We start from the raw sequence: 14,951 nt of genomic DNA, 5'->3' as shown, positions 1-14,951 counted from the left end.
AAATGGATGCGCACCTGTCGTCCCGTCACCTTGCCGCGCAGATCGGCGGGGATGCGCTTCCTGAAGGTGAGGACGGAGGTGTGCGACAGACGGACCGGACGAGACATGCGAAGGGCCATTGTGGACGAACTCTGTGTATCAGAGGAGCCGTCCGAAGTCTTTGTATCTCAAGGAAGCGTGGCGGATCAACGCCATAGGCTGGTGCTGCGAGAGAGGATTGAATTCCTCGACAGCGCCCATACTGCATTGAAATATAAGGTATTTTCTGAAGTTATCCCCAGGTCTTTGTACCAATGCATTGTACATGGGATTTTCCAGGAATCAGGGGGTTTGTCAAACGGAGACCCGTGCTGGTGGGCGTGTTTGAGAGAAACACGGCTCAGGACCGGACAGGAATAAGTACCTATACCTGGGTGGCGATTCCTCGCCCTCGCGGCTCTCCAGAGGAGGGCTGTCATCCTTATATCGGTATTGATGATGTGTTTTTTTGACGCGCTGGGGCGCTCGGGTTAGACAGTGCGTTCATAAGACCAGATAGGGAGGAAGAGGTGCCGGATTTCGATGATTTGCCCTTCTATAGTCGTCCTGATCTAACTCCATTTTTGATTCACCTGACAAAGAATACGGAGAAACTAAATGAACGTTCAGCTTTTGATAACTTAGTAAATATATTGAAGACTGGAAAGATCTGTGGCAGCTCATCTGAAAGGGGATTTATTAAGGGTCAGAGAAAGGCAGTCTGCTTCATGGACGTACCATTCCCTTCATTGAAATATATTTTGACACCTGAAAATACAAATCAAGAAAAACCTCGCTACGAACCTTATGGCATCGTTCTGACGAAGCGTTTGGCCTACAAAAATGGATGTCGTCCAGTCCTATATCTATCTAATGATGAGGTTAATGCGCTTTCGATTCCTAAAGAAGAGTTATGGAGAGTAGTTCGTCTAGAAGTTAAAGAAGATAATTGGATTTGTTGGGTCCACGAACGCGAATGGAGATGTGTTGAATATTTTAAGTTACCAAAAAAAATTTATGCTGTATTGGTTAGGGACACTAAGTACGCCAAAAAACTGAGGGAAATGATTAATCAATCCCCAGATTCTTTCAAATGCACGCCTGCATCGATATTGCCGTTAACAATTATATCACAAGGGTTACTCAAATAGATTGAAAATTCATCCTCGTTAACACGATTGATTTTCGAGGTCGGCATGGGTTGGCGGACTAACCAGCGCTACGCCGAGGAACAGGAACGGGAGCATCAGGAATGGATGCGGTCCCTGCCGTTGGCTGACCGCATCCGGTGGCATTTGGCCGACGCTTTCCGCTTTGCCGGGGGTGTGGTTGCGGTTGGCTTCTTTGTCTAGCTGTTGTTGGTCTGACCGCTACCACATACGGGCGGCAAGCTCGCGCTCTTCGGCGCCCAGGGCGTTGGTGTAGATGGCGGTGGTGCTGATGTCGGCATGGCCGAGCCACCTCTGAACCAAATTCAACGGCACTCCGACTTGAACCGCGCGGACGCCGAAGCCGTGCCGCAGGCCCTTGGGGTTGGCTGCCGTCTTCAGTGTGATTCCTGCCGCCGTCATCACTGATTTGATTTGGCGCCATGCGGTTGTTCGGCCCATGGGCCAAAGCGGCTCGTCATCACTCATGTCTGTCAGATGATGGATCGTCTCAAGGGTTTCGATGATATCCGCCGGAATGGGAATTTCACGCACCAGAAGCTTGCCCCGCTTCTTGAGGCTGATGATGGAAACAACCGCGCTTTCCCGTTGAATGTGTGCCGGCGTGAGCGCCAGAGCCTCGGAAACGCGACACCCTGTGTGGGACAGCACGAGGCAAAGTGTATGCACTTTCTGGTCTCTGCTCGCCGCCGCAGCATCTAAGAAACGCTCCCGCTCCGCCGCCGTGAGGTACTTGCGCTGCCCGGCGTGGTCGTAGAGGCAGGAGGTATTATGAAACTGTCTCATCGTCACAATTCCTTCGTCCAAAACCCCTTTCTTCCAGTGTTTACAAACAAAATTGCTGAAAGTATTACAGGCTTGAAATTACAAACAATACCGCTATTGCGCCCCGATTCCGCCGCATGCTAGCTTGACGGTACAACCTTGGAAATTGGCAATGGTGCTGGTTTTCTCCGTGCTGTGAAACAGAATCAGCAATTTTGTTTCATGGAAAACATGACTTGGATCGAGCCATGACGACTAGGTCACATCCGCATTTGATGGCTGAAATCAGCAGGAAAGAGGTTGGCCCCGTTCATCACTTTCTCGATGCCGTCTGGCGGTACCTACCCGCTAGCGCTACTGGCGCAGTTGGTGTGTCGGTGGTGGCCGCTGTGGCGATCCAGGGTCAGGCAATGTTGTACGCCCTGGCCGGCAGCCTGTTGGTCTCACAAGCGACAACGGGCGCATTGGGCTTGAAGCGGTGGCGCACTGGTGAGCGGCACAAGCGCATTTACGACAGCCCACGATGCCAAGCTTACCTCAGGCGGCTGGAAGCCCGAACGCAGGGGGTCGTGGCATCGCAGCGTGGTACGGTATGGGTCGTCACCGATCCTGGCCGCACCGATGCAGCCTCTCGTGTGCAGATCATGGGGCAGCGGGAATATGACCGCTACCGAGCCCAAGAGCTGGCCGCCGGCCGCCCTATAGATGAAGTCCGGGTCCATCCCCGGCGTGGGTGCTCCACCATCCGGCACAGCATCGCCCGAAACGGCCGAGAGTTGGCATCACAAGAGATCGACATGAGCAAGGATCTGCTGGCGTCCGGCCGCATCGAGCGGTGGCTGAAACAGGCGCCGACACCTTCTCAGTTCAGTTAATCAGACCGCCGCTTAACATAAAAAATACCTTAAACCCCAACGTGTTGGAGCAGACATGAGGACTATCGCCGTTGCCAAACCGGGAGCCGCGACCGCTCTATACGCACCATTTGGCGTATGGCTATTGGCTTTATTGGTGGTTACATACCTTGGTGACATTATTTATATTCCCGGGCTGTTCCAGCTAATATTGTGGATAGGCCCATTTGTCGCATTAATAGCCGGAATCATTTCAATGATGGCCTCAAAAAATAAATATAAAAAATACATAAAGCAGAAAATGGAAGAGTCATTAGGCGGACAGATACAATATTATGATTATGACAATTCATTTCAATCGGCCATCGGCATAACGGACAGAAGTATAGGAATTATTGAAAATGGTACGATTCGTCTGTTTGAGTTTGATCTGATTAGAGATGTGTGGTGGGAAGTGCCTGGGTGGAACCGGGAGATTGTCCGTGGAATTGGTCCAACAGCTCTCTCCGGAGGGATAATGGCTACACTCGGAAATATGGCAGCGGAAGGGCAGGCAAGAAATAATAGTGGAATGATGTTCAAGCTTGCTGATATACAAACTCCAATTGTGAAATTCTCAACACAGGATGTTTCAATTTTGAGGAAATGGGAAGAGATAATGCGGCAGGCCCTCGAAGGAAATGACATAAAATCATAGCGCCAATTATCTTATAACGTCTAAACTGTCTAACGTACCCGATTTTCGTCGAATGGCGAAGGCTAGATAAATTTGTCGTTTCACGCTTGAGGTCAGGAATGCGCAGGATTCTGTTTGCCGCTGGGCTGCTGGCTGTCGCATCAACGTCGGCTCTTGCGTTGTCGCAAGCCGAAATTGATGCTGCGGTTGGCGCCATCGATGTCAAAGACGACACACAGTGTCTCGCGAACCACGGTGAAAAGCTGGTTCGCAAGACAGAGGTCAAGGACCTCAATGGGGACGGTGTCGACGAGATCGTCCTCACCGTGACGGGAAGCGAAGGCGGCGCGAGCTGCTTCGGGAAGTATGGAAACGCAATCACGCTTCTCATCTCCGATGGGGCGGGGAAATGGAGGGAAGAGCTTGGTTTCGGCGCCGCTGGTATCACCTTTTTGAAGCGAGATGATAGTGCATGGCCTGACATTGAGATTGGGATGGCCGGGGGCTGCAATCCCATTTGGCGGATCGCTCCTAACGGTCATTACGATATCTGGAAGACCTGTGAAGGCGGGAGGCTGGTCCAGGCAAAGGCAGAGCAAGCGGCATCGCCGGCCCCTGCGATTGGGAAGCTGGTTCCGGTCGAGATTTACAGCGGTCGCCTTGAAGGACCTCCTTATAGCCACAACGGTTCCATAGTAATCATCGACGCCGACAAGGGCGTGATCGTTTACGATCGCCCCAAAAAAGCGATTGCAGACACCATCAAACCGGGGACAGTCCTTTTCAAAGCAAAGCCCTGGAAATCTGGTGACAACGAAATTATCATCAAGGGCACTGCCTACACGTTCAAGGCCGGCTGTCCGGCGGCGGCTTATGAGGTCTCGGGCCGCTATCATCATCTTTATGGACTGAATAAGCTAACCCTGGAGGGTATGGCCCCCGTGCGCTCAAAGACGTCCTGCGACATCGTTGGGTACACCACTACGGGGGCGAATACGAAGTTGGTGTTCGATATCGCCATCGAGTAATGTCCTTTGTTCGATCAATGATCGATTGTGGGACGTCCTTCGTCCCGACAATTTCCGAGCGACCATCGTGCTCGCCGGGGTCAAGATGCGAAGCGTCTTGATGCCGGCGAGCACGATGGTATCATCCGTATCTCTTTGTTTTTCCTGCATTTTCAAGAGAGTTTACGGCCGTAAACTCACGGATCACACAGTGTATGCTCCCCCATTGTAAGTGGCGCCGCCGGCACTCATAATTATAATTATCCAAGGAGCCTGACGCATGAAAGAATATGAACAAGATATTTACATAAATGGATACGGAAAAGGACGACTCAAGGTCATCCGGCTCCCGAATTCTTGGTTTGCGGTGATTTGGAAAGACCCCGAAAACTACCTCAGCTTGTCGCAGGACCGCACCGAGAATAAAATATTCGAACATCACAGTGACAAATATTTTCTTGGTCATGTTCGGATGGTCGCAGGTATTACACAAGGGATCGATTTCGACTTAATTTAGCTGCATCGCATCAGGGATCGAAGCCCGCAGGGGCTTGGTTCACGAGAGCCCGGCCCCCTTTTTCAAAGGGGGAGATGCCATTCACTTCTTCTGATTTTTCAGGAGGGATCGGGTTCCGGTCCCCTTGGCGGGCGGCCAACCTGTCAGCTTTGATTTTCCGACTTTCACGCTGGGGTCAGGTGATCCCTGGAGGCGCCAAAATGAAAAAACGATCTCCTTGCCTTGGCGGAAAAGATCGTTAATTGCGGCATTTCCACGATTTGAAATTGACTTAGCTATCTGTTCCCATTGCGATTTTTCACGGATTGTCGAAAGGTATGCAGCTAGATAAATATCTTCAGATGTAGTCGCATATTTGCAAATTTGCGCAGATGGACATGATAATTTGCAATCTATCATATACATCTGGCTACCTTTCGAGCGCTCAAATGAATATTCACGCAAAGCAGACGCAAAATATATATTATGATGATGCTCCATTGTGTCCCTTGGATCACCCATATGACAATATCTTATGTTTCCTTTGTCATCATTCCACATTTCATTTTTGTTCATTTCGGTTTTCCGTAACCCCTCTGGCTCGGCGGAACTCTGGTGTATCCTCCATTTTCCAGATCCTCATAAATTGGGCCATCGTCGTCTGATACGTAGGGATGGTCGATATCATTATCTGGATCGTTTGCAGTCATCCTGTCGTGGATCGCGCGGAAATGATCGATACCGACGACCACATCATTTCCGTTATGATCTTTCACGTATGTATTATTTGGATCGAGATGATCTAAATTTTCGACGAAAAACATTTCAGTTTCTTCATCCATGTAGACGACATTTTTCTTCTGATCATTTGGCTCAGGTTTCGGTCCATTTGATTCAATCTCTTGGTTGCCGAGTTTTTTAAAATCGTCAATCATTCCAACCACATCCGAGACATTTGCTGCGGCCATTTCCGCTCGTTGATCGTCATCTAAGTAACTGGAAACAAACGATTTCAGGTCGTCAGGGAGGCGGCCAAGCGCAACTTGGTTACCCCTGGCCGCTGCAAGCAAATCTTGCGCTTCTGAGGCCGCTGACATGATTCTCTGGACAGTCGTCTTATTAGTCTCAGACTTCGCTTCCAGATCCTTTTTTTCACGCTCCCACAGTGATTTAGCGGATTGTGATGGGCGGCAATTATGGATGTCGACGCCTTGTCGCTGGGCCTCGATCCACATAGAATCCTGATCTCTTTGGGACCAGCTTCCTTTTAATTTGCAGCCCGAATTCCATTCCATTTTTGCCTTATATATCATTGACCTAATGACATTATCATCGACTTGTCCAAAAACTGTGACCGAGTCACCAGCGTCACGGATACGAGTACCTTCAGATATCTGAGCCCAAACTACATTTTCCGATTCTTGCCAAGCGTCGTAGCCTTGATTTCGCCAGAATTGGACAGTTGATTTCTTTGAATAATATGGATTTTCAGCATTGCAAAAGCCGGCTTCTTTCAGTTCCGCCGCCTGATAACCTGTTGATTTTCTTAGCTCTTTTGCAAACTCGATGTTCTTGCCTTTGGTGCCCCAAACTTTTATCCGATCTCCAATTTCGGCCCAGCCGCCGTCATCAAATAAAATTCGAGCCGGCGTCGAAAACCCTTTCGGGCAAGCAAACTTGACGTGTTGAAGCCAATGATCTGTTCTTTCTTGCCCGACTATTTCAAAAATTGCTCTTGCTTTTGGATTTTTAGGCGCTATATGTTCTATCATTGTTTTATCTTCTTTCAGTTCAGTCATAGTATTATTGTGTTTGACAAAATTTTCAATATGAGATGATCTATGGTAGTATTTTTTTGATTTTTCAGAACTTAATCCTGCGGCGTCGGTCATTTGCTTGGCCGACGCCGCTTTCATTTGAAGCGACGTGAGATCGATGGATGACAGCGCGCGGGCGGTTATCCGCTCTCTGAGCATTCTTCGGACAGGGGCGTTGCGGATGGCGTCGGCCTTGGTTTGCAGGGACGACAGGTCCAGACGTTTCAAGCGGCGTCCGGAGGCTCGATCTGACCACCTGGTGTGGGTGCGCCAATCCGCCGTGTTTTGATATCCGTCAGCATGGTGGTGTGCTGGCTGAGAATGTCTAAAATGCTCGTCAATAAGTTGGTTATCTGATCCAGGCCGCCCTCTCCCTCTGGGGTTTCCAGGAGGGATAGCAACGGTAGAAGCTGTTGGGATGTCTCGTGCGCTCCCTTGGCTTCGTCGTAGATCATCTTCACTTGGTTCGCTGCGTTTATGTTTGCCTGTGTCATCTGGATTCCCTTCTGTTTGTACTCTGATTCCGGCTCTCATTTCGTCGACAGGTTTTAACTCCAGGGCGTTGGCGACCTGCCGCACCGACGCCGCCTTGACCTTCGCGCCTGTGGTCCGCGCTCCGGCAGAAAGGATGCGGGGAAGGGAATGGATGCTGCCACTGGGGTCCAGCACTACGGGGCCTTTGTCGCCAGCACCGAGGTGAAGGCCGCCGGCTTCAAGGCGCTGGCGGAAGTCCTGAGGCGTTCGCATGGATATCCAGGCGGAATACGCGGCGCGTCGAACGTCATCGAGGAGAACTTTAGTGCGCTCCTGCTGGTGGCGCTCGCCTGGGGTCAGCTTGGCTACAGGACGTGTCCGGTCCAGGAGGCCAGCCGCCCGCATTGCGTCGACCACGTCTTGTCGGTCGGCTTTTAGGAGAGCATTGCTGACTGCGAGGTTATGCTTTCCCTTCACGAGTTCCAGGCCGTGTTCGAACTCGATGATGCGACAGACTTTTTCGCGCCGTGCATATTCATGCGAAAGGTTGATGAGCCGTCCATCCTGCCGGACCGTGGAGTAGACCAGATGTGCATGGAGGCGCCCATTTTTCAGGTGCAGCACTCCGGTCCGCACTGATTCTTGAAGGCCGAATTCCTTTTCAAACTCACGCACGAAAGAGGCAATAACGGCTTTCGCGTCGCAGTTCGCAGGAGGATCAATGTGAACGTGGTAAAGAGGTTTATTGGTCCGTCCATGGGAGCTGACGGCAACAATTTCAGCGATCTGGTCCTTTAGGCCCTCCGAGGACAGATAACGCGGAGGCAGGAGATGTACCTTCTGACCGTCTTTGGTTTTCAAAAGGTGGTTCGAGAGTGCACGGCCTCCCGCACCTCGCGTTGAGCCGGCAATCACGGATTGGCCTTCAGTTTGTCGTGTAGCTCAAGGATTTTGGCGGCGGCTGCGCGGATAGCTGATAACGCTCTCTCAATCGGGACGTTGTCCGCCCCCGCTTCACGAACGGACTTTGCGAGCTGGATAGTGGCCCCGGTAAGTCGTCCGATGGAGGAAGCCAGGGTACCGATGAGAGCGGCATCCTCGTTGATGATCTGCCTCGGAGGACGGCGAGGAGTGACCACGGGAGGGAGGTGATCCGCTTGGGTCATTGCATTCAGCTCACGAATGACAATGCGCTTCGCCAACGACGCCGACGCTTCATCATTAGCCTGGGCCGTCCGATGAAGGCGGCGCGCCAGCTCGATGGGAAGTCGGAGATAGATCGTTCTTGATATGTTCTCGTATTGATTTTCATCCTGCATGGCGTTTCCTCTTTTTGGTTGGTGGGGGTCCAGCGGGGAGGTATCCTCCCCCGGCCAGCTTGTTGATAAAGTCGAAGACTGCAATCAACACGGCTGGCTAATTCTTTGACGTCTGTTCTTTTTGTTCTGAAGTGACGTTGATGAAAAACGAAGCATCTTCATCAGCGGCCGTCGTTGACGTTGATTTACAGGAATATCTCTGCTCAATTGTTGTAGAAATCCGCACATTCTGATTTTTGGCAAAATGCTCCGCGATCAAGCAGGCCATCAACATTTTTGCATCAAGTATTTTATCATTAAGATCTATAATAAATTGTGTACTTACCGCGTTTCCAGGTGTATGCGCTAATTTCAATTCGATACGGTCTATATATAATTTCGCATTCAAGCGAGCCCATTCAAAGCAATTCATTTACAAAATCCTTTTATAAATTATTTAACATTATTGTTGTTGGCGAAGAGTAACGCAACCCGTGTTGATTTCATCTGATCACGGTAGTTGAATGCATATCAGTGTTGATTACAGAATCTCGTAAGATTTCTGTCCATGCGGACCCGTCTCCTGAGAGGAGGAAAAGACATAATTTCCAATCGTTGTCTTTAGTACCCTCTTCCCAGGAACCCGGATAACCTCGAAATTATGCTCTACGGTACGCCAAATTGAGGCGCAAAATGACTTTGCTTCGATTGAGATAACTCGGTGGAGTGGCAACGGATCAGCTCGGCACCACCAGTCTGCTGGATCTGACTTACCTTCGGCCAATGTCTCCAATCGGGCGATCTGTGCAATGGTCCAGGGTGAAGATTTCCGAGTGATGTCCTTCCACGGGAAAAAATCCTCGGCATCTGCGGTAAACCGCACCAGCCAAGTGCGGCCGGATTTATAGAAGCGATGAGCTGTGCAGGTTCCATCTCCGCGAGCCTCGTTAGTAGCCCACAAGAAATCCGGGTTTGGAAAGCCGGCTATGGAGTTTTGACCCGGCCGCAGCTCCCCGCTTTCAAAAATCCAGGGAAGATGATAGGTACTCGAAAAATGGTAAAGCATCTTAGTCATAATTTTCTCCGAAACTGTGCTATATATACGTGTTGATTGCACCTATTGCATGGCTCCATGACCGATTCTGATATTCACGTTGTCCCAAGATTCGAAATGCACAGCGACGATGTCGGCAATGCGAACATCATCGTCATAATCATCGGAAACAGGGTCCAAAACGATTGTATGTCGCATGGGCCGCCCTCGGCGTATCATTGAACGCCGTTCGATGTTTTTTATAATCTCGTTGGCGACGAATTGAAAATATTCACCGAGAATATCGTTCTCGATTTGTGATTTCATATTGATGACGCCTTTTTTTCTCTATACTCGTATACTTTTTGCTTTTTCACACGATCTGGTATTCTCGCTCAATCATGTGACGTGAGGTCAAATGAGGCGCTTTTCGGCGCCTCATTCTGAATATTATTCAACGAAGTTCAGGTAATGATCCGTTACAATTATTATATCACCTAACTATAATTAAAATACTGAGGCAGTTCCTCTAAGATCGTTTCAACGTCGATGACGGGGTCTCCGTCCTCGTCTTCCCATTGCGCCAAAAAATCTATTACTTTCTTGTAGGTTGCGTGAATTACCATTTCGATTTGACGGTCATTCATATTCGAACCACTGACACGGACGCACCGTTCTCCCATAAAGATTCCACACCGAATCGTGATTGTTCGATAGGCGCAGCCGCCTGCCGTCGCATTATACGTTGTGAGCGTTGTTTTACGCGTGGTGGCGTTAACGAGACCAATTTCACCAATGAAATCACGACCATTCCATTCAGAGTTATCATATTCAAAACGGGAGCGGATGACGTCCAGGGTGTCGGAGAGGCGTGTCATGACACATATACCTTGCGATTATCACTCATTATACTTTTTAATAAGTTCTCTTCTATCAATTAAACGGAATGACATTATCATCGTTCGCAGCGTCGAAGCGCGAAACCACGGTCTTTGCCGCTCGCATCGCGGCCTGCATGTCGTCTTCGAGACCATATTGCACGGTAAAAAAGCCGGCACCGTCGTCTCCTCCATCGGGCGGCTCGCCCCACGGGTTCAAAGTTGCGGTCCAAAAATAGCAACCTGTTTCATGAAGTCCCTGAAATTCGGGCTGGATGTACAAGTACCAGAGCCCGGTATTACTCGCGATCTCGATGAAGGCAGTCTTATTGAAGAGTGGATTCCAATTCTCGGTCGTCTTCTTATTGACGCTCGACATCTCGTTAGTCCTCGTTCTGGCCGCCCATGCTTGGGACGAACAAAGAACAACACATGTTTTATCTGATGTCGACTCACAGTGCGTCCTTGAGTACGCTGACGGACCTCGAAGAAAACGCCTATCAAAGTATTTTCTGTGCGTTTAAACGCATTTTGAATGGGGGGTGGTGGTTCTGGCGACCACGTCGCGAAAAATCGCGTTTTGCTGCTAAAACGACGCTTCTTTGCATCATAGCGGCCATGTTTTCCGAGCTTCACCAACCCAATTGTGGCGAAGTAAAGCTGGTGGGCCGAAAATGCCAGATTTACATTATCAATACATATGTGTCGATTTTGTTATTTTATTATTTTTGCTTTTATTTATGGCGAAGAATCGCCACCCATGTATTATCGATAATAAAATATCACATAACTTACGATCGACGACAGAATAAAAAATTTTACGGATTCGCCATTTTGAGGCTAATCAGCCTGTGGATAACTCGTGGCCGACGTTATGGTTTGCTAAAATGGAGTACTGATGCGGCTTATTGAATCTCATTCCAATATTTTCTAACCGTTTTCCGCGTCATTTTTGCCAGGCTGGATATGGTCGAGACATTGACTGGGATATTATTTTTCTTAGCCATGTTAATTGCCTGATGTAATTTTGAGAATGTCCTGTCCGTTCTCTGCTGATGGGAAAATAACGCTCCGGATCTCTGTTTATCGTGCAGACTATCGGTGGATGATAAGAGATGTCGACATGCACCACGATCTTTACGACCGTCTTTGTCGACTTTTTTGCTGTCCCAATGTGCCGCAGCATATGCGGTGACACGATATAGAATCGCTTTGGCTTGCTTTGGATGATCTGTTATTTCATTTGTCTGCTTCACCAGATGTGAAAAGAGAAGCTCATCCAATCGTTCTCGATTATTTCTATTGATAGATGCCAGATAATCTGGGTTCCGTTCCTGATGCCATTTTCTGAGTGTTTCATAGGCTTCAGTTTGAAAATACGTGAAAAGCTCGTTGCTGATCTTCTTGCCGAGGCCGGACAATTTTTCGGCTGAATCACGGACCAGAGATTCCGGACTAGTGTGGGTGTCAACCCAGGCCGCCCATTCCGATAAATTCAAATATGTTTCTGAATTAAACGAATGATATGAAAAAAATGGAGAGATCGGATTCTTAATTCGAAGTGGATTTGACAGGCCACCTGGGTCAGCACCGAGAGGAAGAAGGATTTTTGTTATCCCTCGGTGCACGCCAGTCCATAGATTCATAATATCAGGGCGACAACGTGGATCGGTTTTATCCCACCAAACCCCAGAATCATAAGGGAGTATGACAAATACATGGGGACGAATGACCTTCCCAGCCTTATCAACATAGCCGCATCCGAGGTGCGGAACGCAGGCGAGAGGCAGTTGCTTTAATTCGTAGCCAAGCTCATCCCAGGATTCAAATATAGTATCCATATCAACGCGGAATATCAGACGGACATTTTTATTTAATTCAATATATGGGTCGTCAAGCGCTAATAATTTTGAATCTGTACCATCCAGGAATTCCTTTGTTTTCCCAGACAGCAGGTTGTCGGCCTTTGGCGTGTTGTGAACTATTCTCATTAGATTATGGTCATCTAACGACCGTAATCCTTCTTCTCGGAATGGCTCATAGTATCTACCTGCAACGTCGCCGCCATGATGGCGGAAACCATTTTCTAGCCTATCCTTGATCAGTGCCCTTCTATTTCTGATTGTTTCGATGAATGGTGCAGATCGAATGCGCTCCATTGCATCCTTATCAGCCAATAATTTTTGTTCTGAGGCTGATAACTGTTCTCTGCGAGTCATCTCATCGATACGTAGACGTGCTGCTTGCTGTCGATTTCTCTCGCGACGTTCACGTTCTGCGATTTTGATGCGATGCGCTTCGATCCATCGTGCTTCAAATTCACGACAGGCGTGGGTCGTCTCATACTTGTTTGTGAGTTCCATGATTGTGTACCTCGTTGTCATGCACGAGGCGACTGCAATCGACCATGGATGACGCTGATTTCTCAGTTTGGTATCGAATACATAATATGTCTACACTGTCAGATGCAGTTTTGTGTTTTGGTTCACCATGATTGATGGGTTTCTTTTTTACTATACACCATAGTATCCACCCCTGGAGAGCCCATTATGATACCACATGCGCGCTATATGCGTTATATGTTACGTAGAATTGAATTTCCGATTTTCCGATACCCCTCCCTTGAGCCCAAAAAAATATGCTCAAAATGACGCTTAATAGACGTTTTATGAGGGTGTATCGTCTTTGCCACGGTCCGAATGAATTTTGAATAGGCGACAGTGGTGACGAGAAACTCGCTTATCGGCGCCAGATATTGACTCCGTATAATCAAGCTGGCATAATTATAGTGTACCTCGAAGATAAAGGCCGGCACCGGAGCGTCTGCAAACGCCATGATGATGCCGGCCTTTGTTTTTTTATAAGGAAACAACCGGAATTCTGGATATCTCTCGATACAATGCGGCTGGTGTGAATATTCCATATGTTCCACTGGCCGATCCGGAAGAGTGGCCCTGGATATAGTCGTAAAAGTCGTCACTGATGCCAACGTGACGCGCCAAGGTCTTGAAGCGATGGCGCCATGCGTGGTTTGGCAGGATGTTGACGTCTGTAATGCCAACGTCATTGCGTATCCATGTTGACAGGTGCTGGCCGACGCGTTCGGATGCTGGTGTTTTCCCGCCTTTCTGCTTCCCCGTAAAAAGGGGGCCGGCAGGCTGGGTGGTGGCCCAGGCTATGAATCCTTGCTCGATCATGTTCGGATGCATTGCCACCCATCGCGCAGCGTCTGTTTTGACGGATCCGGCTTCCGGCGTAATTCGGATCATGTGGACGCCGTCCTCTATCTTGAGGTCCTCCCGGCGGAGTTGGGCAATCTCGCCAACGCGCGCACCCGTATATGCACAGAGAAATGGTACCCATCTGCGTGCCTTGCGATAGTGCTCGCTGAGCCCCACGGGGTTGTCCTGTGCGATGGCAGCCGAAAGGATTTGCCGGGCCTCTGCATCGGTATATCCAGGGTCGCGCAGACGTTGCCGTTTCTTCACCCTGATTGTCAGTTCCTGAACCGGATTGACGTGCATCCGGCTGTTCGTTACTGCCCACACGCAAACGGCCTTGAGTGATGCAAGGTAAACCTCCTTGACGGTCTTCTGTGAAAGGCCGGATTCTAGAAGCTGGTCCTTCCACGCAATCGCCCAATCCCGAGTCAGCTCTCGGATGTCCTTCTTTTGTTCCTCTATCTTTGCAAAAATCGGGCGCCAGCGTTTGATCGTCCGATCCTTGAGAATGTTTTCCTTCGCATATGCGTCAAAGGCCGCCAGTGGCGAGTTCTTGCCAGTCGCCGCGCGCAGGGAGCCGGGGACGTCGAGCTTGGGAAAGCGGTCGGCGTGTGGATCTGTTCGGTAGTCGCCTGTTGCCATTCGGTTGAGTTGCTCGCGGGCCTGCAAGATGGCGGCATTGACACGCTCGTCCAGTTTCCGGCGGCTTTCGGGATCAAGACGCAGGCCGTGGCGATCCAACCATGTGTCGATCTGATCGCCGTTCCGCCCTGCGAGCCGTTTCAGGAGGGCGGAGGATGCCTTCGGGTCTGCTGCCATGAAAATTTGCACACCAGGGCCGGACATCGCCCGGTCGAGGGTCAATGCTACAGCCGGCACCTGATCCGGATCGTCTCCATGGGCCTCGATCATCTCGCGGTAGATGGCGCCGGCTATGCCCTCGATCTGGCGATGGCTGAGTGCCTGGACGCCGGCCGCGAGCTGCTGCCATCGTGCCTCCACCTCAGCGGATACGCGGGCATGGGCGATCTTGGCTTCCGCTGGGTCACGTGTCCGTAGGCTGACCTTTTCCTCGACCTTGCCGACCAGTGGGCGGAGGTGCTTCGGAACGCCTTTCCGGAACCACCAAATTCCGGTCACGGGATGACGGACGGGACGGGCCATAGCGAGGACCATTTGTACCACCCCTTTGTACCAATGGGGTGCTTCGGAGTCCTTATAGCTCAAGGAATTGAGCATTTTCAA

17 protein-coding genes are annotated in these 14,951 nt (G+C 49.9%); 6 read left to right on the top strand and 11 right to left on the bottom strand.

Annotated features, from left to right (window positions below; genetic code table 11):
* The first annotated feature begins 548 nt into the window (after positions 1-548).
* Positions 549-1,169 carry a hypothetical protein gene (locus V5F53_RS13940; RefSeq protein ID WP_393995254.1) on the top strand — a complete coding sequence of 207 codons (621 nt, stop codon included), beginning with the start codon at positions 549-551 and terminating at the stop codon, positions 1,167-1,169.
* 219 nt (positions 1,170-1,388) lie between these two features.
* Here V5F53_RS13940 and V5F53_RS13935 read toward each other — a convergent pair whose 3' ends face one another.
* A complete protein-coding gene (locus V5F53_RS13935; protein WP_393995255.1) occupies positions 1,389-1,973 on the bottom strand; it encodes a tyrosine-type recombinase/integrase in 585 nt (194 codons plus the stop codon).
* Between the two features lie 227 nt (positions 1,974-2,200).
* Between V5F53_RS13935 and V5F53_RS13930 the strand changes: the two genes are divergently transcribed.
* The 4 genes from V5F53_RS13930 (at position 2,201) to V5F53_RS13915 (ending at position 5,006) form a co-directional block, all read left to right on the top strand.
* Entirely contained in the window at positions 2,201-2,827 is a 627-nt protein-coding gene (locus V5F53_RS13930) for a hypothetical protein (RefSeq protein WP_393995256.1), read from the top strand.
* Positions 2,828-2,882: 55 nt separating this feature from the next.
* Positions 2,883-3,503, top strand: coding sequence for a hypothetical protein (locus tag V5F53_RS13925; protein ID WP_393995257.1), 621 nt, complete (start codon positions 2,883-2,885; stop codon positions 3,501-3,503).
* A gap of 98 nt (positions 3,504-3,601) precedes the next feature.
* Positions 3,602-4,510: a hypothetical protein gene (locus tag V5F53_RS13920; RefSeq protein ID WP_393995258.1), complete on the top strand. Its 909-nt coding sequence runs from the start codon at positions 3,602-3,604 to the stop codon at positions 4,508-4,510.
* 259 nt (positions 4,511-4,769) lie between these two features.
* A complete protein-coding gene (locus V5F53_RS13915; protein ID WP_393995259.1) occupies positions 4,770-5,006 on the top strand; it encodes a hypothetical protein in 237 nt (78 codons plus the stop codon).
* An 81-nt stretch (positions 5,007-5,087) separates the two neighbouring features.
* Here the strand turns inward: V5F53_RS13915 and V5F53_RS13910 are convergent, their stop codons facing one another.
* The 8 genes from V5F53_RS13910 to V5F53_RS13875 all read right to left on the bottom strand — a co-directional run bounded on the left by V5F53_RS13910 (position 5,088) and on the right by V5F53_RS13875 (position 10,864).
* On the bottom strand, positions 5,088-5,561 hold the full coding sequence (locus V5F53_RS13910; protein ID WP_393995260.1) for a hypothetical protein: 474 nt from the start codon (positions 5,559-5,561) through the stop codon (positions 5,088-5,090).
* Complete coding sequence (locus tag V5F53_RS13905; protein WP_393995261.1) at positions 5,558-8,137, bottom strand: relaxase/mobilization nuclease domain-containing protein; 2,580 nt, start codon at positions 8,135-8,137, stop codon at positions 5,558-5,560. The genes V5F53_RS13910 and V5F53_RS13905 overlap by 4 nt, the downstream gene beginning before the upstream one ends.
* A gap of 50 nt (positions 8,138-8,187) precedes the next feature.
* Positions 8,188-8,595: a hypothetical protein gene (locus V5F53_RS13900; RefSeq protein ID WP_393995262.1), complete on the bottom strand. Its 408-nt coding sequence runs from the start codon at positions 8,593-8,595 to the stop codon at positions 8,188-8,190.
* Positions 8,596-8,692: 97 nt separating this feature from the next.
* Entirely contained in the window at positions 8,693-9,007 is a 315-nt protein-coding gene (locus tag V5F53_RS13895) for a hypothetical protein (RefSeq protein WP_393995263.1), read from the bottom strand.
* 108 nt (positions 9,008-9,115) lie between these two features.
* Entirely contained in the window at positions 9,116-9,649 is a 534-nt protein-coding gene (locus V5F53_RS13890; RefSeq protein WP_393995264.1) for a hypothetical protein, read from the bottom strand.
* A gap of 42 nt (positions 9,650-9,691) precedes the next feature.
* A complete protein-coding gene (locus V5F53_RS13885) occupies positions 9,692-9,934 on the bottom strand; it encodes a hypothetical protein (RefSeq protein WP_393995265.1) in 243 nt (80 codons plus the stop codon).
* Positions 9,935-10,104: 170 nt separating this feature from the next.
* On the bottom strand, positions 10,105-10,485 hold the full coding sequence (locus V5F53_RS13880) for a hypothetical protein (RefSeq protein ID WP_393995266.1): 381 nt from the start codon (positions 10,483-10,485) through the stop codon (positions 10,105-10,107).
* A gap of 55 nt (positions 10,486-10,540) precedes the next feature.
* Entirely contained in the window at positions 10,541-10,864 is a 324-nt protein-coding gene (locus V5F53_RS13875) for a hypothetical protein (protein WP_393995267.1), read from the bottom strand.
* 53 nt (positions 10,865-10,917) lie between these two features.
* On the opposite strand from V5F53_RS13875, the gene V5F53_RS13870 reads away from it, so the two are divergent.
* Positions 10,918-11,397 carry a hypothetical protein gene (locus V5F53_RS13870; RefSeq protein WP_393995268.1) on the top strand — a complete coding sequence of 160 codons (480 nt, stop codon included), beginning with the start codon at positions 10,918-10,920 and terminating at the stop codon, positions 11,395-11,397.
* On the opposite strand, the gene V5F53_RS13865 is transcribed toward V5F53_RS13870, so the two are convergent.
* Positions 11,391-12,848 (bottom strand): hypothetical protein, encoded by a 1,458-nt coding sequence (locus V5F53_RS13865; RefSeq protein ID WP_393995269.1) that lies wholly within the window; start codon positions 12,846-12,848, stop codon positions 11,391-11,393. The genes V5F53_RS13870 and V5F53_RS13865 overlap by 7 nt on opposite strands.
* Positions 12,849-13,343: 495 nt before the next feature.
* Positions 13,344-14,945, bottom strand: coding sequence for a DUF6538 domain-containing protein (locus V5F53_RS13860; protein WP_393995270.1), 1,602 nt, complete (start codon positions 14,943-14,945; stop codon positions 13,344-13,346).
* Positions 14,946-14,951: the final 6 nt, after the last annotated feature.

Source organism: Xanthobacter cornucopiae (genome assembly GCF_043195065.2).
In the GTDB taxonomy this organism is placed as follows: Bacteria; Pseudomonadota; Alphaproteobacteria; order Rhizobiales; family Xanthobacteraceae; genus Xanthobacter.
Note: the sequence above shows the minus strand (reverse complement) of the source record. Positions and strands in the feature narration are given on the sequence as shown.

Bases quoted from the DNA above. Each gene is read 5' to 3' on its own strand.
- V5F53_RS13935 (WP_393995255.1), bottom strand. From the start codon at position 1,973: ATGAGACAGTTTCATAATACCTCCTGCCTCTACGACCACGCCGGGCAG.
- V5F53_RS13930 (WP_393995256.1), top strand. From the start codon at position 2,201: ATGACGACTAGGTCACATCCGCATTTGATGGCTGAAATCAGCAGGAAA.
- V5F53_RS13925 (WP_393995257.1), top strand. From the start codon at position 2,883: ATGAGGACTATCGCCGTTGCCAAACCGGGAGCCGCGACCGCTCTATAC.
- V5F53_RS13920 (WP_393995258.1), top strand. From the start codon at position 3,602: ATGCGCAGGATTCTGTTTGCCGCTGGGCTGCTGGCTGTCGCATCAACG.
- V5F53_RS13915 (WP_393995259.1), top strand. From the start codon at position 4,770: ATGAAAGAATATGAACAAGATATTTACATAAATGGATACGGAAAAGGA.
- V5F53_RS13910 (WP_393995260.1), bottom strand. From the start codon at position 5,561: ATGAACAAAAATGAAATGTGGAATGATGACAAAGGAAACATAAGATAT.
- V5F53_RS13900 (WP_393995262.1), bottom strand. From the start codon at position 8,595: ATGCAGGATGAAAATCAATACGAGAACATATCAAGAACGATCTATCTC.
- V5F53_RS13895 (WP_393995263.1), bottom strand. From the start codon at position 9,007: ATGAATTGCTTTGAATGGGCTCGCTTGAATGCGAAATTATATATAGAC.
- V5F53_RS13890 (WP_393995264.1), bottom strand. From the start codon at position 9,649: ATGACTAAGATGCTTTACCATTTTTCGAGTACCTATCATCTTCCCTGG.
- V5F53_RS13885 (WP_393995265.1), bottom strand. From the start codon at position 9,934: ATGAAATCACAAATCGAGAACGATATTCTCGGTGAATATTTTCAATTC.
- V5F53_RS13880 (WP_393995266.1), bottom strand. From the start codon at position 10,485: ATGACACGCCTCTCCGACACCCTGGACGTCATCCGCTCCCGTTTTGAA.
- V5F53_RS13875 (WP_393995267.1), bottom strand. From the start codon at position 10,864: ATGTCGAGCGTCAATAAGAAGACGACCGAGAATTGGAATCCACTCTTC.
- V5F53_RS13870 (WP_393995268.1), top strand. From the start codon at position 10,918: ATGTTTTATCTGATGTCGACTCACAGTGCGTCCTTGAGTACGCTGACG.
- V5F53_RS13865 (WP_393995269.1), bottom strand. From the start codon at position 12,848: ATGGAACTCACAAACAAGTATGAGACGACCCACGCCTGTCGTGAATTT.
- V5F53_RS13860 (WP_393995270.1), bottom strand. From the start codon at position 14,945: ATGCTCAATTCCTTGAGCTATAAGGACTCCGAAGCACCCCATTGGTAC.